A 22,740-nucleotide genomic window follows, 5' to 3' on the forward strand; every position below is an offset into this window, starting at 1 on the left:
TATCGCGGCTTAATTGTTTTCTTGGTATATGGTGAAAGCACCATCATTGTAATACAGAGGTGTCCCCTTCGGGGACTACTTTAGTAAAGGAAGTGGTATCTATCTCTCACACAACAGCCGAAACGGCTGTAGTCTTAGGGATAATACTCTTCTTAACTATAGACCTCTTTATTACCATGGATGCGCTCTACCGACTGAGCTATCGCGGCACGAGCCTCGCCTACAACGGCAGACTATAAATGCGATCCTGGAACTCCTCGATCTTATTATTCTCAGGATTCACCTGTTTGAGCAATTTCAACCCTTTTTGAGCGCGTTTGCGATCGCCGGCAAGTATACTCGCATCGATCAGAAAATCAAGGTACTTGGGGTTATTGGAACGTAAATCCACCGCCGCCTCAAAATACTCCACAGCTTTTTGCGTCTCGCTCGCCCGCATAGCCAACTCTCCAAGCGACGTCAAAATACTCGCATCCTCCGGCGCCAACGCCGACGCATACTCAAATGTCTGCCGTGCTTGGTCAAACTGTTTCATATCCACATACACTTTCCCCAACAACTCATACACTTCCGCATTCTTGGCATCCAAACTCAACAACTCAATCAATCGCTGCTCAGCCGCCGCGTAGGATTCCTTCTCAATCAACTCCTCCGCCTCTTCTTTAAGGTGATTGCGCATCTCCAACGTTCCCGCCACATCGCCAGACGACTCCTTTTGCAATCGCTTGTAATGACGCTCCATGGCCTGTGCGTGGTGATACAATTTTTTGATCAACCCTTTCCCCTCACGCGTAACACTCGACGCTGCCTTTCCAGCCTTCTGCGCACGCTCACCGCCAATGCGCTCCAACCGTTGCACAAACAACGCACGCTTTTTGCGACGTTTCTCGCGTTCCGGGTCCGAGGACACATCCAACACAATCAACTTGCTGTAATAACGCACCACAAACCAAACAATAACGGCTAAAGACACAACCAGCAACAGTAACGGTAATAACCACCAAAGCATATTTACGATAATTCGGAGGCGAGTTGAATCAACTCAATCAACGATTTAATACGAACGCCTGCACCTCCTACAAGCGCGCCATCCACTGACGAGTGATTTAAGAACTCGTACGCGTTTTCCGGTGTCACACTTCCCCCATAAAGCACCAAAACGTCCGGAATGTCAAGTTGCGCAAGCTGTTCCTTGATCTGTGTGTGCACCACGGAAACGTCTTGAATGGAGGGAACTTTACCGCTGCCAATGGCCCATAACGGCTCATACGCCACATAGATGGTATGCCGTTTTGTTGGATGAATCCCCATAAAAATCGTGCTAATTTGATCGTGGATGTACCCTGCGGTCTCTCCCGCCTCACGCGTGGCCATCGGCTCTCCCACCGCCACGATTACGTCCAATCCATGTTGCAGGGCCAACGCCACCTTCTCGCGCACGTCCGCGTCCGTCTCGCCTTGCCGTCGGCATTCCGAATGTCCCAAAATCACCGCCTGCGCTCCCACTTCCTTAAGAACCCGTACGGATACACTCCCTGTATAGGCACCAACCTCCTCCGTATGCATGTTCTGCGCGGCCATTTGCACACGGGACCGCCCTAGGACTTTGGACACCTCAAACAACGCCGGGAACGTTGGCGCCACAAGAATATTTGGAATATCTTGCATGCCCCGAAGCCCACGCAAAACACCCCGTGCAAGAGCCACGGACTCACGCACGCCTAGTTCCATTTTCCAATTGGCAATGATGGTTTTCATAAGGATGAGTTACGGGTTTGCAAACTACGTCTTGGGTGAGATCTCGCGGATTATCGAGGAGGAAGTGTTGCACGGATTACATCTGGGTCTGTCTCGGGTCCAATGTAGGACATGGTCATCTTAGAGCGATCAAACAGCTCTTTTGCGAGCGTCTGCACGTCTTGCTTAGTGATTTTCTGCAACGCGGCAATACGGTCCTCAGGTGATGGAACCACCTCTTGAAATAACGCTTGCTTGGCATACCACTCGGCACGCTCGGACGAATCCTCAATACCCAACAATATTCGTCCACGCAGAAAAGCTTTGGTACGGTCCATTTCCTCGTCCGTCGGTCCATTGGTCACAAGATCGTTGATCTCTTCAAAAATGCGATCCATGGCCTCCGACAGCCGTGTCTTGTCCAACCCTGCCAAAATAGATGTGATACCGGCATCCTCGTACGCACTGTGGTAACAGTTGATTCTATACGCTAATCCCCCTTTTTCTCGCACATTCATAAACAAACGAGAACTCATATTGCCACCCAACATCGTACTCAACAAGCGCATGGTGTCCCCTCGCTCATCATTGTGTGACAACCCCGGAAATCCGAGTCCAATGTGCACTTGCTCGGTGGCCTTTTGCTGCATCTCGATCGGCGGAACATCTTGGGACGCAAACCCATTAAACGCACCGTACCCGTCCGACGCTAATAAGCTCTCAACTGTTCCAAACGTCGCATTAAGCCACGTCTCAACCTCCGGTGTTACGTTTCCTGCAACGGCGATCGTCATGCGATCTGGTGTGTAATGTTGATCTCTAAATGCCATCACAGCCTTACGATCCATGGCACGCATGGTAGCAGGCGTCCCGGCAATGTCTCGTTCCAAAGAGTTACCTCTAAACATCACACGCTCCAACAACTCGTCGATGTGACGTGTAGGGCTATCCTCATACATGTTGATCTCCTCAATAATCACGCGTCGCTCGCGGTCCATCTCCTCCTCGTTGTAGAGCGAATCAAAGTTCATGTCATATAACGTTTGAATGGCGAACTGCGCATGCGTGGAATCCGACTTAATATAGTACCCCGTATATTCCTTACTCGTGTAGGCATTAAACTCGGCCCCAATGGCGTCCAACGCGCGCGACACATGCGCGGGAGTGGGCAGTGCTGTAGAGCCCTTAAACATCATGTGCTCAATAAAATGTGAGGCACCACTTAACTCCGGTGTCTCATAGCGAGATCCAACCTTTGCCATCACCAAAACTGTCGTGGCTTGGGTGCCTTCAACCGGTACAAGAAAGGCGCGCATGCCGTTGGTCAATTCAATTTGTTTCATAGATTCACGTCGGGAATAAAGATCAATCGCTACCAATACAGGCGACTACGCCGCAAGACGCTGCGCCAGGTACGCCGTAAGCTCTACAATCGGCACACGCGTTTGTTGCATGGTATCGCGATCACGCACGGTCACAGCCTTGTCTTCCAATGTCTCAAAGTCCACCGTTACACAAAACGGTGTTCCAATCTCGTCCTGCCGGCGATAGCGTTTTCCAATGGATCCCGAGGCGTCAAACTCCACGCGTGCCATTGGAAGGAGTTGATCGACCAATTTCTGTGCCGGCTCAATAAGTTGGTCTTTCTTAGAAAGCGGCAGGACTGCTACCTGATAAGGCGCTAACGCAGGCACAAATTTCATCACAACACGTGTATCTGTTCCGCCTTTAGAATCAGGGACCTCCTCTTCCGTATAGGCGCTTGTAAGCAACGCAAGTAGCGTTCGGTCCACGCCAAGTGACGGTTCGATCACATGCGGAACCACTTTCTTTGACTGTTCGTCTGGATCGGTATATTCCAATTTTTGTTTGGAGTGATTTTGATGATTGGTCAAATCAAAATCTGTTCGATACGCGAGACCCCAAAGTTCTTTTGTGCCAAATGGAAAGTCAAACTCAAAATCCACCGTACGCTTGGAATAATGCGCCAACGCGTCCTTTGCAACTTCCAATCGATGTACGTGTGCTATGTCGATTCCAATTTGTTTGCCCCAGTTTTCTATGGTGTCTGCCCATGTCTCAAACTGTGCCTGCCAATCCTGCTCTTCCAAAAAATACTCAATCTCCATTTGCTCAAACTCAAGCGTTCTAAATGTAAAGTTTCCCGGCGTAATCTCATTCCTAAATGCTTTTCCGATTTGCGCAATCCCAAATGGCAATCGTATGCGTGTTGTATCTAACACGTTTTTAAAGTTCACGAAAATAGCTTGCGCTGTTTCTGGCCGAAGGTAAATCACTTGATCCCCTTCTCCGGCCGCACCTGCGGTGGTTTCAAACATCCCGCTAAACTGTCGCGGCGGCGTCAGCGCATTTCCATCTGGGCTCTTGAGGCTCTTCGCCTCGATAATCGCCGCAAGTTCCTCAAGCGACTTTCCATCGACATTCTCTCCTGTCATCTCCTGGATCAAATGATCGGCTCGAAACCGTTTATGGGTTATTTTATCTTCTACTAACGGGTCATTAAACGTCTCTACGTGACCCGACGCCTCCCACACACGCGGATTCATCAAAATCGAACTATCGATTCCCACAATATCTTGTCGGCGTTCCACAAATGTTTTCCACCAACTATCCTTAATATTTTTCTTAAGCTGAGACCCCAATGGACCATAATCCCAGGTATTGGCAAGCCCCCCGTAAATCTCCGAACCAGGAAACACAAACCCGCGCCGCTTGCACAGCGACACGATTTTATTCATGAGATCCTCGGGTTGTTCTTGTTTGGGCATAGACTCACTAGACTTTCATAATCTGATCCTCCTTGGCGTCCCCCAAACGCTCAAGCGCATCATTAACCTCTTTGACAAACGCATCCAACTCCTCCTGCAATCGATAGCGTTCGTCCTCGCGAATTTCATTTTCCTTCTCGGCGCGCTCAATATCTTTTTTTATTTCATCACGCCCCGTGCGCACACGAATCCGTGCCTCCTCCACTTTTTTGCCAACCATCTTTGCTAGCTCTTTACGTCGATCCTCCGTAAGCGGTTGCACCACCATACGAATAATCTTACCACTCACGTTTGGCATGATCCCAAGATTAGCCTCGGTGAGCGCCTTCTCAATATCCTTAACGACACTCGCATCCCACGGTTCAATTTGCACCGTATGCGCGTCTGGCGTAGAGATGGCCGCGAGGTTTTTGAGCACTTGTGCTGATCCATACGTGGTCACCAACACCCCGTCTACGAGTCCGGTACTTGCCCGGCCCGTTTGAATCCCGGCGAGTTCTCCTTCTAAAAATTCGATGGCTTTTTCTACGTCTGATTTTCGTTCTGTGAGAAATTGATGCATACACGACTGGTCAAGAATTACGGGAACCGTCAGATAAGGATTCATCTGAATTGTAGGAACCTTAGCAAACAAACCCAGAATCTCCTAGAACACGAGTCCGCTTTGTTCCTCAAACGCGCGCAGCCCCAAATAGGCCGTAGAACCGTTCTCTGGATCAATTAATAGCTGATACCCACGTGAATTTGCTGGCATTTTTTCTGGGTCCCAACGTGATCCGCCATTAACCGACGTGTAAATTGTTGATCCCGCAACATATATCACATGGTTTCCGTCACGTGGATCCACGGCAAGTGCCGAGATATCCGACCCTGCCGCAAGTAAGGGAACCGGGCTCCACGTTTCTCCGCGATCCGTGGACGTCAACAAACCGTAATCGGTTGACACCCAGTAGGTATCACCCGCGGCTGTTTGCACAATGTCACGCACATTTTTTACGCCATCCAAATCTTTATATTGATCGTCTGCAAACAGATTCACCCACGTAGCACCGCCATCAATGGATCGTCGTAGCCCACTTTGGGCGGTGGACAAAAGCAAGATGCGACTATCCCGGTTATCAATTTCTAAATCTCGATTAAATCCACCCTTGTTATACGCTGTCATCCAGTTGACGCCCGCGTCTGTTGATTTCAAGACTTCTCCGGCTGTGTTGGTGAGATACACCACATTTGGATTAAACCAATCAACCTCGATATCGGTAATTACCACATCTGCTCGTGGGTCCACATACATTTCTGTGTTAAATGTACGCCCGCAATCATCGGTTTTGAGCAATCGCTGACCGCGTGACACATACACCGTACATTTGTTGTTTGGGTCTACAGAGATCGCACGCACGCGTCCATCTCGTAGTAAGGGTTCTCGCACACGATTCCACCCCGCACCGCCGTCATAACTATAAAGGAGTCCGTTTGCGAGCGTCCCCATGTACAGCGCAAAATGATCCGACGGATCAAACACGAGCTCGTTCACTTCTACGCTTGTAATGTCCCCCACACCTGTTGGGGTTGGAAGAGCTGCTTGTTTTTCCCAGTTAGCGCCACCGTCCACAGATTTCCACGCGCTAAATTGGTCCGCTTCACTGTTACCACCAAAAATACAGCCAGCACCGGTAAGGATGAGAATTCCGCAGAGCGCGGAGAGTTGAACGAGAGATCGATTCATATGCACTGCATGAGTTGAATGAGAGCAAGTTTTGGATTGAGATGTTGTTGCAATTGTACCCTAAGCACCGGCAAAGCGTGTAATAACCCTGTGAGTTGTTTGACCTCCATGTTGCTTTGGATTTGTTGGGCGGCAAGATCTGAGCACTGCAATTGCACAAGGAGTGCGTCGCGTGTTTGCATCTCAAGCGCACTTACGCGTTGCAACAATTCTGTGCGTGTTTTGACATGGTCTTCCTCGTAGGCCGGTAGCACACCGCGACTCGCCAAAATACGTTTTTGTACAGAAGCGTCCAAACATGCCAACGTGAGTGCATTTCGTTGATCAATCAATTCCCGCAATTGTGGATCCTCGGCGAGTGAGATAGCCACACCCGGAGATCCGGCCGAGAGGCCAGCTAACACGTGTGCTTCTTCACGCGACGAGGCACGTTCCTCCAACCCCGCACAAATCATCTCTCGTGCCACAAGACTTAACCGCAACGGCTGAACGCGAGAGGTAATCGTTGGTAAAAGCAATGTATCGTCTGTCACCGTCAACAAGATGCACGCATTCCCGCGCGGTTCCTCAAGAGTTTTGAGTAAGGCATTTGCGGCCGTAGTGGAGAGGAGATGTGCGTCTTGCACAATCAACACCTTGTATCCACCATGTAGCGCCGACTGTTGAAACCGTTTACGCGCCTCTTGAATTTGCTCCACGGTAATCTGCTCACGCAATCTATTGGTTTTTTTATTTAATCCACGTTGCACGACCACCAGATCCGGATGCGTCTTGAGTGTCCCGGGATGTGTTTTAAGCAATCGCGCCGCAAAACGCCATGCAACGGTCATTTTTCCAACAGATTGCGGGCCCACAAGCAAGTATGCATGGCTCACACATTGGCGATCCAACACACGATCCAAAAATTCCAACACCGTCTGGTGACCAATGACATTCCAAGGTTGTGGCGTTGTTTGAGGCATAACTCTATTATAGCAAAGTCTTGAATACAGCTAACGTTAGTGGAGATTATAAGGGTACCTCTTGACAAAATCACAAAAACATGTTATAAGGGACGGTTCCCAAAGGTACACACATGCGTGTGCGATTCGCGTATACCAATCTGGGGGAGAGAAAACGGCGTGAGTGTAGAGCAACAGCTCGAGGCTCCGCTGCTGGTATCAAGTGCTTAGACTGGGTCTTGACTCACTCTTCGCACACACCCGATACCATCGATAGTCAATCCAAGCTTTGCGCGGATGACGGCTATCATTGTTCCCCAGGTTGGTGTACGTGGACGTCTACACCAGTAGCGGTTCCATCTGCTCACGACCGGCGTCCTCCTGGACGTCGGCCCGACCACCCGCGAGATCAATTTGATTGAGCTTGCAGGTGGTCGCCACGACCCTCTATCTCCGTGCGAGGAGATGGCAGTCTCCAAGGCCAACCGCATTCGCGGGTTGCGCAGCTGCGCCTAAGAATGTTCTGCCAAATACCGAAAGGTGGCTCCCATTCTCACCGTGCCAACCGAGGCTGATATTGCAAGAGGAATCGAGATAGTCCACCACGTGTGGGTTATCTCCCTCCAACTAGCCCCACGAGCAATCGTGAGGCTTAATGAGGACACTTTGTGTCTCTTCCGGGATCGCACTCCCGAGACGCAAAGTACATTTCTCTCCCCGAGAGGCCGCCAGGGTGTTTTATGCCTTGTGCGGCTTTTCTTATTTTGCTAGCAAAAACAGAGCCATTGCGGCCCTGTTTTGTATACCTATTTAAGTGAGAGTGTCGGTTCAATCGCGTCTTTTACCTCCTGACATCCATGCGCTCGGCCCGGTCCATCATCAAAGCCTGTACCACATGCATTGGTAAACACCAACCAGTCACCATTCAACATCGCCAGATTCACCCGTACACCCGTGTCACAAATTTTAAAATCCATGTTAAATGCATCGAGTGACGTGTAGCACAATTAACTCGATGGAAACGCAATGTCCGTTGGTGCCGCGTCCCAGGCAAGATTAAACACGCGACGCAGGGCTTGCGCCAACGGCGGATTCTCAATCACCACACCCACAGGGATTCCTTCAAACGCGACCCCATATACTTCGTTACCTTTGACACTTATTTGACCCGTTAGCGGCGCGTCGTCACTTGGCAGATACCGCACATGCCATCCGTGACGCTCGTGCATCTCACGCATAGATTCTACCGGTGGAACATCGGCCACAACCAGCACGCGCCCGTGGATACAATTATGCGTAAGCGTCTCACGATGATCTGCGTATTCATGCGCCTCAATAAACGTATGCAGCGCATCGTAGGGAACAATTTCAAAAAAATCTGCAGAGCATTCCTCGTATCGGCGGGAAAGCTGCCTAATCCCCTCCCTCCCCTCATACATAAACATACGCGGGCGATGTTGAATGGTTTTTTCAAGCGCCATGAGCTCCGGCAACAACTCCTCCACAGCTTCCATGCGACGCAACAACTCATCCGCCTTTGATTTGAGCATACGCACAATCACTTCTGGCGGCTCGGCGGCATACGTGTTCTTGCCTTTTTGCTCCAGGCTTGTCATGAGACCCGTCTCGATCAAGGATTCAATCACATTGTAAACCGTGGTACGCGTAATCTGCGACGCATGCGCAATCTCCTGCACACTGGCCGATCCCAACGACAGCGTGGTTAAATACACACGCGCCTCGCGGTCCGACAAGCCGGCTAGTTGGAGTTGTTCGACAATATGCTGCATAGAACTTGCAGTGTTTTTTGTGCGGTCGCCTCCCAGGTAAACATCGCGACTCGCTCCAATCCTTGTGCGATTTTCTCCTCCATCAATTCACCACACACACGGTCAAATGCCGCCATCCATTGCCCCGCATCCTCTCGATCAACAAATAACGGAACCTCTCCCCCCACTTCGTGCAACGCAGGGAGATTGGAACAAATCACCGGCACGCCCACCGCCATTGCTTCTAAAATAGGTATGCCAAACCCTTCTTTTTTTGTTGGAAACACAAAGGCCTTTGCGCCGGCCACAATCGCCGCCGCATCTCTCCCGTCTACCCAGCCAAGTACGTGCACGCCTAGATGTTGCGCAAGCGTTTGAATCTCTGTATAGCCATCCTCTCCAGGGGTGCCCACAAGCACGAGGTCCACGTCTGCATGTTGCTCACGCCACGTCGCGAACATACGCAATAGGTCTGCCTGGCCCTTCCGTTGATCTAATCGCCCCACGCACACAAAATAGGTCTGCGGTAATTGATACTGCGCACGCACTTCTTGAATACGATCAATCGCCTGCATGTTGTACAACGTGTGATCAATCCCAAGCGGCGTAACCGTCATGCGCTGTGTGTCCACCCCATAGGCACGCGCCACATCCTGCCTGGTTTGATCGGCCACCATCAACAACTTTGTTGCCACACGTGCGCAACGCAGGTGATCCTTTTCTAATTGTTTGACACGCTTTGCAGAAAAAAGTTCTGGATTCCAATGAAACGCAATGTCATGAAGCGTCTGTACACTCTTTTGTGGAATGTAGGGCGGCAGAGCATCGCCAGGTGAAAACGTGACTTCTGGTTTTTCTAACCAAAGATACAGGCTCCACATCCATTTCCACCCCGGGAACGGCCACATAATGACCACGTTCTTCCAATTTCCCGCCAACGCAAAATCCAACGGACGATGCGTATACACGCACACCTCCAATTCTGGTTGGAGTTTATTCATGGCTTTAATCAGATGGTACACGTACCACTCAACGCCCGTTTTGATAGGTTTTGCCGCCGGTACACCGTCGATTGCGATCATAGGATTATTTATGCCGTGTGCTCGTTTAGTATACCGTATAGAGTAGTATCGATCGTCATTGCGAGTTTTACGAAGCAATCTATTTATTCTTTCTCTCTCCTTTTTGTTTCGCCAAAACAGAAGGGCTTCGTTTATGCCAAGGTCATAACGGCGTACTCGTGGGGACACGCAGAGAGAACTCTCGATGTTGCTCACGAATTCCTTTTATCTTAACAACCCTTAACTCGTAAACACACTTCGCTTGTAAGCCTCCAGGTTCTCCAACGCTATACCCGTGCCACGTGCCACGCACAACTGGGTGTCGTCGGCAATGTACGTAGGCACACCGGTCGACTCCGCAATCAACTTATTGATGTTGCGTAGCTGACTCGACCCTCCCGACATCACAATCCCCTTATCCATAACGTCTGCAGACAACTCCGGCGGCGTTTTTTGCAATACGTCTTTGACCGCATCCACAATCCCCTGCATCTCGTTGGTAATAGCATCCGTTACGTCATCGCTGTTGACTTTAATCAATTTTGGCATGCCCGTAATGAGATCGCGACCCTTGACCTCCATCTCTAATTTATCTTCCAAATACATAGCCGACCCAATCTCAATCTTGATCGCCTCGGCCGTACGTTCACCAATCGCCAATCCATACACGCGCCGCACATGATCTTGAATTGCCGCATCAAACCGCACGCCGCCTATTCGCACACTCGTACTTGCCACAATGCCACCAAGCGATATGACCGCCATCTCGGACGTTCCCCCGCCAATATCAATAATCATGTGACCCGACGGACTTCCAATGGGAATATTGGCGCCAATAGCTGCAACAATCGGCTCCGTAATAATGTAGGCTGCCTTAGCACCTGCCGCAAGTGTTGCATCGATCACCGCACGTCGTTCTGTAGACGTGATTCCGCCTGGCACCGCCACCATCACTTCTGGACGAATAAAACGCACACCGCCTAACGCCTTGTTAATAAAATAGCGCAACATGGCCTCTGTGGTCCGATAATCTGCGATCACGCCGTCTTTGAGCGGTCGACGCGCCACAATGGTGTCCGGGGTTCGGCCCAGCATGTCTTTTGCCTCTTTTCCGACGGCCAGAACCTTTCCATCAATCGTAGAAACCGCAACCACGGAGGGCTCGTTGATAATAATTCCGCGTTTTGGCACGTACACCAATACGGTGGTCGTTCCCAAATCAATCCCAATTTTTTTCTGAAAAACGGCCATGTAGAGAGGGGTTCTAAGTGGCCCTATCTTATCAAAGCCCTAGGTAAAGGGAAAGGATGGCGTTATGGGGCCCCGAATATTATTCTAAGGGGATCTTCGTTGACATAGGGGCTTATTAACACCACATCCCCATGCTGGGGAATGGAGGTAGATGGCTATGACAAATTGTGCTTTGTTCGGTGAGCGGTACGGAGAACACCAGATAGACGATCTATTGAGACTGCACGAGAGGATCGTCGAGCATGCACACATGATGGGGAAGCTTCTGGACTTTGCGAAGAGTTTGAACCTGAGTTTTACCTTTTACGTAATTCCGGCGTCAGCAAGCCACCAATATATCTGCGTGGTGAATGTCTTGAGCTACACCATCCGGATGGTGCTCAACAACCATAACGGTAGATGTACCTTGTCTTTTGGTGAGCTCGAGGAAGTTCCCGGATCAATCTTCGAGATCGATTGGTTCGGCATATGTCACACTTCATCCATGGACAATGGTGTGCAACAGATCATTGGCGAATCCGGTTCCCCCATGGAGGACGTGCTGGAATCGCCTGCTGGCAGAGCTCACGCGACGTCACGAGGTTCGCTCCCGGCAGCCAGCGCCGGCCAATCTCGCCTGAGGCCACAACGCTCTCCCTACACGCTCCGAGCCTTGCTCGGAGTCCACTTTTTTAAACTTATACACACCGATCCCCCGTTGACAGGTTTACGGGTCCTTTGCTGCCAGGAAACCATTGACAAAATCAACAAATCCACGTAAACAAGAGGCAGTTCTCCTAACCTTGGATCCTGGAGGTCCCATGAGCATCAGTATTTTTGCAGAACGACTCAGCGAGCAGGCTTTGCTCCTCAACGAACTTCTGGCAGAACTCACTACTTCTGTCGATGGCGACGAAGGACAACCGCAATCCAACCAGGGCAGGACTGACCAGGATCTCTCCATGACGGTCACGGTGGGTGGACGCCACGCGCGCGTCACCTACCGGCAAGAAGGTCAGGACACTGGCAGGCCCGAGGTCGAGGTCGCGTTGCTGCTTGGCAACCAGGAACGTCCGTCGATCGCCTGGTGCAGAGGGTTGAATGGCGAGGCCTACACCACTGGTGTGATCGGCTGCTACGACCCCGTGTTGATTGCGTGCGAAGGCATAGAGAAGAGGTCGCTGAACTGCAAACTCCGCTCTTTGCTCGCGCTCATGGACAAGCACAAGAACACCCCCGTCGCTTAGGCGACACACCCACCCGGAGACACCATGCACGACCCGTTTAACGACTTGCTGGAGAATCACAAAGTTCGGGGTATCGTTCTGAAGCTCGTATGCGAAATGCAGGCATTCGCGCAAGAACATGGGTACGCATGCCGTCTGGAGCGGTTCAATCGCGGCAGCTATGCAAGAGGCTCTATCGCCACGCTCCGCATTGCCGAGCACGAGGTGAGTGTCGAGGTGAGTGAGACGGCCACAAGCCCAACGGCGATCAACATCGGTCTCAAGTGGTTCACTGGGCAACCAGGGAATCACTCGGTGCAATGGAACTTCGCTCATCACGACATGGACGGACGCATCGTTCTGGCTGCGACCTACGGCGACAACGCTGTTCAACGCGTGGTTGATCAGGCGCCCGAGACCACCGGGACGGCACTCGCTCTGCTCCTGGACGCCCTCCACGAGGCCGCCCAAGCAGAACACGCCAAGCAGCGCAGCCCGACGCTCCACTAGCACCTCATGACCCGTTCATCCACGACCCTATCGTCTGGTGCGCGGGTCGCAATTTTTTTCTCAAACAAACCAAAAACCACCACCGCTTATTGGGCGGTGGGTTTTATTTCTAATTGAATATTGAAGGTTTGGAACGGTCCTGCCTGAGTGGTGTAGGTGTAACTGTCGTTAAACCAGAACTCGGAAACCTCTGGCGGAGTCGCCGACATAATTGGCTTCCCTAGATCCAGGTCCAGATTCAACGCCACGCCTCCCACACCAGGTTGCCGCTGAATATCCAGCACATACTCCCCGCGATCCACCATCTCCTTAACGTAGTCTGGCAATTTATAGGTAAATGAAAGTTGTCCATTTGCACCCGGCTCCACCGCGGTAAACGCCCCAAACACCGTAGCGCCAAACTCCTGGCCCACGTCCACCGCACCTGCAGCACCCGAAGGATTCTTGGTTCGATCATTAAGTAACGACCCCTCTACACGAATCAACTCGCTTCCCAACGGCGCATAGACCCGGGTATAAGTACGGTAGCGCGTGGTTCGGTAATCAAATCCCCCCAAATGATCGTAGTTAATCTGCGCGGTTGCAATCAACTCGCCTGCAGGGTTTGTGTGCACCGAGTAGGTATACGCACGCGTAATCGCTTTATCCGTCTTGAGCGCCGCTAGATTTGTATCCACAATCATCATATGATCGTGCTCGGCATTAATGCGCAGATCCCCCGACCAATGCTCGCGCTCAAAAATACGTTGTACCTCGGGCTTCACGCCATAGAGCATAATGTCGTTGTTATCGAGCAATTGCAGCGTCATGCGCGCCAAGTCTCCCAACTGCTCCGTATTCGCGTCCTTTAACCGTGCAAACAACGCATTGATCATCTCTCCAATCACATCTTTACGATCCAGAGTCTCAATTCCCTTATTCACAAACGCCTGTTCTACCTCAAACTCTAATACGTCATAAAAATTCTCCGGTGTGAACGTTACAGACCCCGTATCTACATCTCCAAACAACTTGAGCAACTCCACACCAAGCTGCGGATTTACCAAGATCACGCCCTGAAAATTGACACGCGGAGCGGTAACGTATTGTTGATCCGGTAAACGCGTTTCGTTGGCATAGGCCTCCAACGCGCGCTGTGCGGATGCAGGCACATCTGGTGACCAATTGATGTCACGTAAATACCATTTGTCGATTCCAAGATAGCGTTTCATGGGAAGAGGGGGCTCTGCGGTAATCACTCCCTCGGAGGGAAAATCAACCGCATACACATCGTCTGTAAAAATCTCTGCGATCTCTCCATTTTCTACTCGTAGCACGCCATAGGTTCCCCAAAAACCGCCCGTTGGCCGCAACTCACCATCGTTTTGTAGCAAAAGAAGGTAATGCTGTGCCCCATTAAAGCCACCCATATCCGGTAAAACGCTCAACACCGGTATAAGTACGTTCAACGTGTCGTCCAAGCGACGGATTTGATCGAGGAGTTCTGTTCGGACAATCCTAAGACCAAAAAATAGTTCATCTCCATCAAGCGTCTCCAGTCCAAGTCGTTGTTGATTTAATCGTGCCTTCGCGCGCTCCAAATCTGGCACTTTTCGACTCAGTGCAAACACAAGCTCTTTCCGCATTTCAGGCGTTAGCTCCGTAAAATGCTCCACGCTCGCCAATCCTTCCACTAACCCCACGGATTGCAAATCAGATTCAATGTCAACACCAATATCTAACAAGGTTCGAATTACCTCCAACGACACACGACCGTCATTCACAAGTTCGATTAAGGACGACACCTGATTCCCCAAATACGGAACAGGCCTTAAAAATCCAAACAAACGTACTCGCGACTCAATCGTCTCAAGCTCTGTGGTTGCGTCTGTAATCGCCAAACTTGCACCCGCAATATCTCTATTGACCAACGCCGTCTGCGCATCACCAACACGTTCACGAATCACGCTTGCGCGCTGCAAACCGTCCACAACGGCCAGCGAACTCAGGCCAAGAACAAGCACAACAATGCCTGCCGCGATCGCAACAAACAAGGCAACTTTTTTTTGACGGTGACGTCGATGAAAGAATGCGTCCGTGTGTGACATATAGGGAGAGTATAGCACGCTAAACAATGTACCCGTTAATAACAGAAACGGGTTCACGCTGTTGCATCTTCATTTCTTGACGTTTTTTGCGTATGGATGGCAACGTGGTTCCGATTGATCGTAGATACGACAATCCATATCGATCCCCTACCACCATCTTAACCGTCGGTAGAACATCTCCAATAAAAAACGAAGCAGAGCGTCTGAGCACCTGACCCAACGACACGTGTTTTGCAAGACAGAGCAATCGATCACGCTGTCGTAGTCCCCGAAGTCGATGTTTGCGCGTGTCTACCTGTTCCCCATAAACCCCGCTAAATGTATAGGCGTGCGCATCCGACGTAACGGCTATTCCCCAGCCTGCGCGTTGTAATCGCCACGCGAGATCGACAAAACATTCTTCTGTTTTAAAATCTGTATCAAAAAATTGTTTACCCGTGTGTTGAATGCTCTCGAGCGCAGAAAGTCTAAGCAATACGCATGCGTCAGACAGAGCAAACACGTGTGTAAGCCCCTCATACTGATTTTGATTAACTTCGTCCTTCCCTCGATCCTCCACCGCAAGCCCGCGCGTCAGAAAGCGACCTGCCGAAGCCAAATGATCCGACTCCACACGCTCGCGCAATGCCTCGTCCGACCGATTTTCTTCAAAAAGTTTTAGGATCAACGGACCAACAGCCGCTAATGTTGGATCTTTATCGAGTTGGTCAACAAGGGCATCTAAACACCCTGCGTCTAAAACAGTATCAATCCCCAAGCAAAGCACATAGGCCTGTGTCGTGGGTTGATCACCCGTTGCCTGCAGGGCGAGACGTACGCCTTGATTTTGCGCCACTGCCACGCCTTTATTGTTTGGGTTACGTACAAGCACCGTCGAGGGAGATTGATGACGAAGCATCTCTGCAAGTCCATCGACAGACGCATTGTCAATCACCCGCAATCTAAATGTCTCTAATGTTTGCTCAGACAACGCCTTAAGCACTTCTGGCAATGTCGTCATGTTATTACACGTAACAAGATGCACACTCACGCGTGGGATCATACTAACGCCGCTTTTTTGTCACATTGAATCCGAGATATTTACCAAGGGCAAAGCGTGTTTGTGCGTCGATCGCAGGAATAGCACCAAACAAGATAAACGTCACCGGCAAAAGCACCCACTGTGCAATTAAGATCAGCCATGTCCAAGATTTAACTTGTTTTGGGCGGCGAGGAAGTAAGGAGAATGAAAGCGCACCTGAGAAGAGGATTCCCATAGCCGCCACACGCATAATCCATTCCAACGTAAACGGTGCGTTGTGCGCAATCGCATCCGAGCTATTTTTTGCAAGCTCTAGCGGTAACCAACCCATGATAAAGATCACAATCGGCGCTGTGGCCCATGTAAACATACCTTCCAAATGGTTCCACAACAATCGCCAGCGTATAGTAAACGGAATTTCCTTGTCCTCCCAAATCTGTCTAATAATGTAAGGAAAATGCTCTACCCCCCACGCCCATCGACGTTGTTGTTTATACAATGCACGCAAACTATTCGCATATCCCGTCCCAGCAACAGCATCCATACTCACTGGCAAATATAATGGTTCAGCACGGTAGTCCCCCTTGTATCGCTTCACGCCCTGCAAAAAAATGCGTGAATCCTCCGACACCATGTCTTTTTCCCAAAATCCCACATCTACCAACATCTTAAACGGCATGGAGTGAGAAGAGAACGTCCACATACGGTGCGGGCGTGCGAGTTCTCCAAACAGCCAAAACGTCGTTCCAAATGCCGAGATACGAATTGGCGCAGGTGATTCCCAAATATTATTGTTAAACACAATCACGGGTTGATAGCTCGTGCGCTGTGGCTTGGCCGTTGTGGCAAAAGAATGCGTAAGGTGAGCAAAATACTGCAAATGCACCACCGTATCCACGTCAAAAGACGAGGCGATGGCTCGCTCATAAGGGATACCGCGACGATCAAGTTCCTTTTGTACCTGGTGTCCGGACCAATTAAGGTTGGATCCTTTTCCTGGAATCTCATCCGGCAAATTCGCCGGATGTTCTGTGACAAACAGTCCGCCAAACTCCTTTCCATATTTTTTTTGCATCAGAGAACACACGCTTGCAAAATGCTCGTGCGCCCGTTCTTCGCCTGCCAGCACGATCAAAATCCGCTCGTTTGGAAACGTCGACTGCTTAATAGTGCGTAAGGTTTCATCCACAATCTCCACCGGCTCCTTCACCATCGGCAAAAAAACCACATGCCAATACTCTTCCCAGTGATCCACCTCCGTTTGCAGTCGTTCCATCCAATTGGTAGCCTCTGCAATCCGATGTTGTCGCCAGGCGTGAATAACAAACACAATAAAATACAGGACGCGATACATCCAATAAAGATCAAACACGATAATGACCTCGATTGCAAGGATAGGGGCAAAAAACGACAACGCAATTGCCACAACAAACGTTCCCCACACGAGAGAAGCTGGGATCATCTCCAGTCCACGATGTTTTCCGTATTGCATAGCTCTAGTATAGCATTATCTTCTTCCAAGCCTATTTGTTGACATTCCAAGTGGCTGAGGACGAAATAAAAACACCCCGCGTCATCTGACCGCGAGGTGTTCCATTTTTTATTTGTGACCAATATCTTCTCCGAGTTTCTTAAGGAATGCTTTTGCGTGCTCCTGTCCTCCGAGCCCAAAGGCGAGACCACCCGCAATCGCGAGCATACCGACTAATCCCATGGTCAACGTCTGCAACAATGCTGGAGCGATTCCCAATTGTTCCATCGCTGCAATGAAGGCGAATACAAACACGGCCCACTTAGAAATTCCTGCCAACAGGTGTGCACCACCAAGTTTAGAAGCTTTCACCGCGGTCATCACGATGTCATAGACGAACGATCCCAACACGACACCCATCAACAAAATCACGGCTGCAATAAACGCGCTTGGGATATAGAGAACCACATCGTTTAAGAACTGTGTGATCTGTGACCAACCGAGAACGTCCGCAGCAGCGATCAATGCGAGAATAATCACGAACCATTTTACGATCCATCCAAACAACATTCCCACATGCAAGTTAAAGCCAACCTTCTTTGCCATGTCGGTGACACCCGTGCGCTTCAACAACATGTCTACTCTAATTGCGGACACGATTTTTTCTACAACCACACGCAACGCCCAAGCAACAATCAACCCAATAATGAGAATAATAATAGCTCCAAGGAGCTCGGGAAGAAAAGAGAACATCTGGGCGAGCAGCGACTGAAACGTCAACTGCAATACACCAATAGCATCTTGTTGCATAGGAGAGTTGTTAGGCCCGAAGGCTGTTTAAGATAAGAGAACGATATCCTTGTACGCGATTCTATCAACGTCCGCATGAAAGGTTTATCTGACTCTAGTATAACACTCTGGGTCACAGATACATGGGCATCTGTGGATAAATTTGTGTTCAAGAAACCTTTTTGGCCAATGAGATATTTGGCTCAGAAAAATAGTCTGGTTCCAAAGGTATTATGGCGAGTGTTGCCTTAGAAAGGTTATCTTCAAATAGCTGTACCTCTTTACTATGGAGAGGTGCCAATGCATTAACAAGCGTGATCAGCCCTCTAACCGACGTATAAGATTCCACATGTGCCGAAACAAACCATACCGTGATTTTTTCCCAACCACCACTTTTTTGAACCTCTAACTCTATTTCGCGTAAATAGTGTTCCGAGGGGATCATCTGAGCCGTTGCCGATAGAACGTCAAAAGACGCTACATTTTCTGTAACGCCTACCTGGATTCCCGCTTTTACAAGCCGAGTGATCAAAACCATGTTAAGGAAGCGTGTTATGAATCTCAATGAATTCACCGTCTAGAATTGACATCAGGAACCGATCCGAAATATCTCGTCGATACAAATATTCATCCGTTGGCATCACTGTGTAGTTAATCTCACAGCCAAGTTCCTGTTCAAACCCCTCAATACGTTCTTTGAGATTTTTTTGTTCTGGAGATCCAACAATCAACATATCCGTTTCATTCTCCGTGCCTCCTGTAAACATCCCCGTCAAAATCAACACCTGAATGGGTTGCTCATCAACAAGCGTACGAACCAGGTCCTGCTGGATTAATACCGAGGCTTTTGCAAACAACGATTGCAATTCTTCATAGAGACCAAAATTCTTGTTCACCTGATAGTACTTTTTTCGATCCTTTTTCCCCTCGTCCTCCGTATCTTCCATCTCTACAACAACGCCTAATTCCACCAGGTTATTGAGCTCGCGTCGCACGGAATTCAACTGGGCGTTGATTTTCCGCGTCAATTCACGCACAAAAAAACGTGTATCCTGATTTTTCAGGAACAACTGTAAAAGTCGAGATCGGGTCTTTGAACCAAAAAGCTGTTCAATACCGAATCGTTCGTTGTCGCTTCCCTTCTTCATAGGATATGAGAGGTTATCAATAAGCTCGTCCTCCTCTTTTTGCTATGGTAGTATCCTACGTGAGATAGCTCTTTTCCGCAATATATGGAATCCAGTAGGTTAGAAATCAAAGCAGCGAGTCGAGAAATGCTCCGAGGGAAACCTCGTGGGACGTTTTTAACATTCACACAGCCGCTTGAACACAATAACGGCCACGTGTTCCTTTTATTAGACTTAGACGCTACGTGTAAGGTGGCGCCCAACGTGATTGCACTATTAAGAGAATCCGTAGAACGCCTTGGTCGTACGTTAAGCGCCGAAAGTCACCTACAACATAGATTCGAACAAGTATTGCAATCAGTGAATGAAGATCTTTCTGAGTTGATAGAAAAGGGTGTGTGTCCGACAGAGAGTCTTCATATTGCGCTTGGCGTCTTGCGTGATGGCGCATTCATTCTTTCGGCCACAGGAGAACTTAATGCCCTTTTTTTGCGCAAAACAGCAAAGCAACGGTTCCGTGTTTTTGATCTTTCACAAAATTTACAATCAGAGGCCGGTAAAATTGAGGAACGAAAATTATTTAGTGTTGTCCTTGATGGAGATCTACAGGCAGACGACGTACTCTTTCTTGCATCACGCGAATTACAAAATGTTCTCACGGTAGAGGAGATTCACCCCCTCCTTTCTACCCTCCCGCCAGCGAGCGCGCTTGAGGCTATTGAGCAATATCTCCCCGTTAAAACACATCTCTCAATTGTGCTCTTTCAGGTGCGTGTGGAAAAGGACATCCTCACAGGGTTTGGAAAGCACACAACCGGCAAATCGAGTATGAACGCTCTTCTGGAGTCAGAGCGTAAAACAACATCCATGTTGGAATTAGAAAAACCGCACGTGCAACAAACATTTAGCCAATTTGTTCGTCTGGTGCGATCCGGCAATGCCATTGAACGCAAGGAGACCTTGCGACGTATTGGCGAGCGTCTCTTGCATTGGATAAAAATACTCGGCTCACAAGCGTTTCATATTCTCACGAGTATTGCCGTTTCGGTTGTTTCTCTTCTCTCCGCGATCGTAACGCGAGGGTCAAGACGTGAGCGATCGATTAAAAATATGAAGAGTACCTGGGGACGCACAATCAACTCTATTAAGGCACAATTTCATCATGCGGGCTGGGGAAGCCGGCTTTTGCTCATAAGTGGTATCGTGTTTGTCGTCCTTTTCTCCAGTATTACCGCCTACACACGATTCCAGACAACCTCCCAAACAGAACGCGAAGTGATCACTGCAACGTTTGATGAGATTCAAAGTAAACGCGATCGTGCACACGCAAGCAATCTCTATCAAGACGAAGCCGCTGCACGACAACAACTCCAAGAGGCACTCTCGCTACTCGACACAATTGATACCAAGAAGCAGACACAGAAAGACCAAGTTGAACAAGTTCGTGCGGGTATCCTGGAGGATCTTAATGTCATTCGACACCTCTTGCAGCCAACGATTACAACGATTCCCGTCGTAAACCAGGTCATTGCTTCCGGCGAGAAATCAACGGTCTATTTCCGTGACGGATCCCAGGCGAACCTCAACGGATCAACTCTGGAGCCCGCTGAACGTACGGGCGAGGAAACGGGCTATTTGAGACTTGTCACCACCTATAACGACACGGTCGTGGGGCTTGATGAACACAATACGTTTCTTGCCTATCACTCTGATACGCAATCATGGAGTCGTGTTGGAATTAACTCGGTAGAAGGTGAATTTACCGACGCCGTAGATCTTTTCCATTACGGGGAACGACTCTATGTTCTCACGTCCAGCAATCTCTACAGGCATCAACGTGTAGAAAACGGCGAATACGGCCCCGGCACTTCCTGGCTCCAAGATCCCGTTGATTTGAGTCAGGTGCAGGCGATTGCGATCGATGGCAATGTCTGGCTGGCCGACAATGGTTCTGTACGACGATTAGAGCAAGGACGCGAAGTTGGAGCAGACATGAGTTCCATCGATCCACCACTTGGAGCTGTGCGTGATTTGTGGACCAACGCGGAGACGCCGTTTCTCTTTATCTTAGACCCTGCCAACAAACGCGTGATTGTCTACAATAAGGAAACGCAGACTCTCGTGAACCAATACGTGGACGACGCCATCGGGAGCGCCTTTGGCATGCGTGTAGATATCGCAAACAAAACAATTATTCTCTACGCTCCCACAACGGTCTACACCTTCCCTCTCTCAGATACCCTTTAGGAGTATGCTTATTCACGATGCGGTTTACGGTCCAACAGAGATTCTGGAACCTGTTCTTTTAGACGTGATAAACGCGCCTTCTGTTCAGCGTCTCAAACACATTGCACAATTTGGCTTGCCAGACGCCTATTGTCACCTGCATGGGTTTTCTCGTTTTGATCATTCCGTTGGTGTCCTTCTCCTGCTCGCACACCTCGGCGCCTCGCTCGAGGAACAAGTTGCCGGGCTTCTGCACGATGTGTCCCACACCGCCTTTTCTCACGCCACAGACTGGATTTATCAAGAATCTATCACAGAAGATGGTCAAGATTCTATTCATGCACATTTTTTGTGCACATCCGATCTCCCCACTATCTTAGAGACGCACGGGATGACCGTTACACGCATAGCGGATCATCATCTTTTTTCTCTCTTAGAACAAGACGCACCCGCGCTCTGTGCGGATCGTGTGGATTATACGTTGCGAGAATGTGACACATCCGTAACGCAAGCGTGTCTTCCATACCTGATGGTCCACGAGCATCGGATCGTTTTTTCTGATCTTGCCGCGGCACAAACACTTGCCCATGCTTACGCGGAGAGACAGCGTGTGCATTGGGGGAGCGCAGACAGCGTCTCCCGTTATAAACTCGCAGGACTGTTGTTTAAAATTGGGTTGAAGGAAGGCGTAATAACAAAGCAAGATTTTTGGACAACAGATGAGCAGGTTCTCACAAAATTAGAGTACGCCTCTTCCGCGCAGATTCAACATCTTCTCTCCGTGCTCAAAACGCCTTCGCTCTTTGAACAATTCGCCTTTACCGTACCAACACACAAAAAATTCCGTCACATTGATCCGGATGTGTTGGTAGATCATCAGCTCGTCAGACTCTCGGAAATGGATCCGGACTATTGCAAAACGCTCGACCAGGCACGAGTGGATAACGCACAAGGTGTACGTACTCTGGACCTTGAGGACGTAATGAGGGGGATCGAATAATCGTGGTCAAAAACCCAAAAGACTTTTATA

21 protein-coding genes are annotated in these 22,740 nt (G+C 49.6%); 5 read left to right on the forward strand and 16 right to left on the reverse strand.

The window, feature by feature from the left end:
- Positions 1-220: 220 nt before the first annotated feature.
- The 10 genes from COV06_01465 to COV06_01510 all read right to left on the reverse strand — a co-directional run bounded on the left by COV06_01465 (position 221) and on the right by COV06_01510 (position 11,274).
- Positions 221-1,009, reverse strand: coding sequence for a hypothetical protein (locus COV06_01465; protein ID PIR48048.1), 789 nt, complete (start codon positions 1,007-1,009; stop codon positions 221-223).
- Between the two features lie 2 nt (positions 1,010-1,011).
- The gene (gene tpiA, locus COV06_01470; protein PIR48049.1) at positions 1,012-1,758 is read right to left on the reverse strand and encodes a triose-phosphate isomerase; all 747 of its coding nucleotides are present in this window, start codon (positions 1,756-1,758) and stop codon (positions 1,012-1,014) included.
- 50 nt (positions 1,759-1,808) lie between these two features.
- Positions 1,809-3,080, reverse strand: coding sequence for a hypothetical protein (locus tag COV06_01475; GenBank protein ID PIR48050.1), 1,272 nt, complete (start codon positions 3,078-3,080; stop codon positions 1,809-1,811).
- A gap of 45 nt (positions 3,081-3,125) precedes the next feature.
- Positions 3,126-4,496, reverse strand: coding sequence for a glycine--tRNA ligase (locus tag COV06_01480; protein ID PIR48104.1), 1,371 nt, complete (start codon positions 4,494-4,496; stop codon positions 3,126-3,128).
- Positions 4,497-4,533: 37 nt separating this feature from the next.
- Positions 4,534-5,133, reverse strand: a complete 600-nt coding sequence (locus COV06_01485; GenBank protein ID PIR48051.1) for a ribosome recycling factor — start codon at positions 5,131-5,133, stop codon at positions 4,534-4,536.
- Between the two features lie 39 nt (positions 5,134-5,172).
- Positions 5,173-6,252 (reverse strand): hypothetical protein, encoded by a 1,080-nt coding sequence (locus tag COV06_01490; protein ID PIR48052.1) that lies wholly within the window; start codon positions 6,250-6,252, stop codon positions 5,173-5,175.
- Complete coding sequence (locus COV06_01495; GenBank protein PIR48053.1) at positions 6,249-7,214, reverse strand: hypothetical protein; 966 nt, start codon at positions 7,212-7,214, stop codon at positions 6,249-6,251. The genes COV06_01490 and COV06_01495 overlap by 4 nt, the downstream gene beginning before the upstream one ends.
- A 986-nt stretch (positions 7,215-8,200) precedes the next feature.
- Positions 8,201-8,983, reverse strand: a complete 783-nt coding sequence (locus COV06_01500; protein ID PIR48054.1) for a hypothetical protein — start codon at positions 8,981-8,983, stop codon at positions 8,201-8,203.
- Positions 8,953-10,044 carry a hypothetical protein gene (locus COV06_01505; protein ID PIR48055.1) on the reverse strand — a complete coding sequence of 364 codons (1,092 nt, stop codon included), beginning with the start codon at positions 10,042-10,044 and terminating at the stop codon, positions 8,953-8,955. Before COV06_01505 ends, COV06_01500 begins: the two co-directional genes overlap by 31 nt.
- A 219-nt stretch (positions 10,045-10,263) precedes the next feature.
- A complete protein-coding gene (locus COV06_01510) occupies positions 10,264-11,274 on the reverse strand; it encodes a rod shape-determining protein (GenBank protein ID PIR48056.1) in 1,011 nt (336 codons plus the stop codon).
- Between the two features lie 157 nt (positions 11,275-11,431).
- Between COV06_01510 and COV06_01515 the strand changes: the two genes are divergently transcribed.
- The 3 genes from COV06_01515 to COV06_01525 are packed head-to-tail and all read left to right on the forward strand — an operon-like array spanning position 11,432 to position 12,989.
- The gene (locus tag COV06_01515; GenBank protein ID PIR48057.1) at positions 11,432-12,034 is read left to right on the forward strand and encodes a hypothetical protein; all 603 of its coding nucleotides are present in this window, start codon (positions 11,432-11,434) and stop codon (positions 12,032-12,034) included.
- Between the two features lie 40 nt (positions 12,035-12,074).
- Positions 12,075-12,500 (forward strand): hypothetical protein, encoded by a 426-nt coding sequence (locus COV06_01520; protein ID PIR48058.1) that lies wholly within the window; start codon positions 12,075-12,077, stop codon positions 12,498-12,500.
- 24 nt (positions 12,501-12,524) lie between these two features.
- A complete protein-coding gene (locus tag COV06_01525; protein ID PIR48059.1) occupies positions 12,525-12,989 on the forward strand; it encodes a hypothetical protein in 465 nt (154 codons plus the stop codon).
- A gap of 86 nt (positions 12,990-13,075) precedes the next feature.
- Here the strand turns inward: COV06_01525 and COV06_01530 are convergent, their stop codons facing one another.
- The 6 genes from COV06_01530 to COV06_01555 form a co-directional block, all read right to left on the reverse strand.
- Positions 13,076-15,076, reverse strand: a complete 2,001-nt coding sequence (locus COV06_01530) for a hypothetical protein (GenBank protein ID PIR48060.1) — start codon at positions 15,074-15,076, stop codon at positions 13,076-13,078.
- 19 nt (positions 15,077-15,095) lie between these two features.
- Positions 15,096-16,118, reverse strand: coding sequence for a hypothetical protein (locus tag COV06_01535; protein PIR48061.1), 1,023 nt, complete (start codon positions 16,116-16,118; stop codon positions 15,096-15,098).
- 1 nt (position 16,119) lies between these two features.
- Complete coding sequence (locus COV06_01540; protein ID PIR48062.1) at positions 16,120-17,589, reverse strand: hypothetical protein; 1,470 nt, start codon at positions 17,587-17,589, stop codon at positions 16,120-16,122.
- 108 nt (positions 17,590-17,697) lie between these two features.
- Positions 17,698-18,378, reverse strand: a complete 681-nt coding sequence (locus tag COV06_01545) for a hypothetical protein (GenBank protein ID PIR48063.1) — start codon at positions 18,376-18,378, stop codon at positions 17,698-17,700.
- A gap of 148 nt (positions 18,379-18,526) precedes the next feature.
- On the reverse strand, positions 18,527-18,895 hold the full coding sequence (locus tag COV06_01550) for a hypothetical protein (GenBank protein ID PIR48064.1): 369 nt from the start codon (positions 18,893-18,895) through the stop codon (positions 18,527-18,529).
- 1 nt (position 18,896) lies between these two features.
- A complete protein-coding gene (locus COV06_01555) occupies positions 18,897-19,505 on the reverse strand; it encodes a hypothetical protein (protein PIR48065.1) in 609 nt (202 codons plus the stop codon).
- Between the two features lie 126 nt (positions 19,506-19,631).
- Between COV06_01555 and COV06_01560 the strand changes: the two genes are divergently transcribed.
- A complete protein-coding gene (locus COV06_01560) occupies positions 19,632-21,731 on the forward strand; it encodes a hypothetical protein (protein PIR48066.1) in 2,100 nt (699 codons plus the stop codon).
- Between the two features lie 4 nt (positions 21,732-21,735).
- Entirely contained in the window at positions 21,736-22,710 is a 975-nt protein-coding gene (locus COV06_01565; protein PIR48067.1) for a hypothetical protein, read from the forward strand.
- Positions 22,711-22,740: the final 30 nt, after the last annotated feature.

It is taken from the genome of Candidatus Uhrbacteria bacterium CG10_big_fil_rev_8_21_14_0_10_50_16, from assembly GCA_002774875.1.
Lineage (GTDB): Bacteria > Patescibacteriota > Patescibacteriia > UBA9934 > UBA11717 > UBA11717.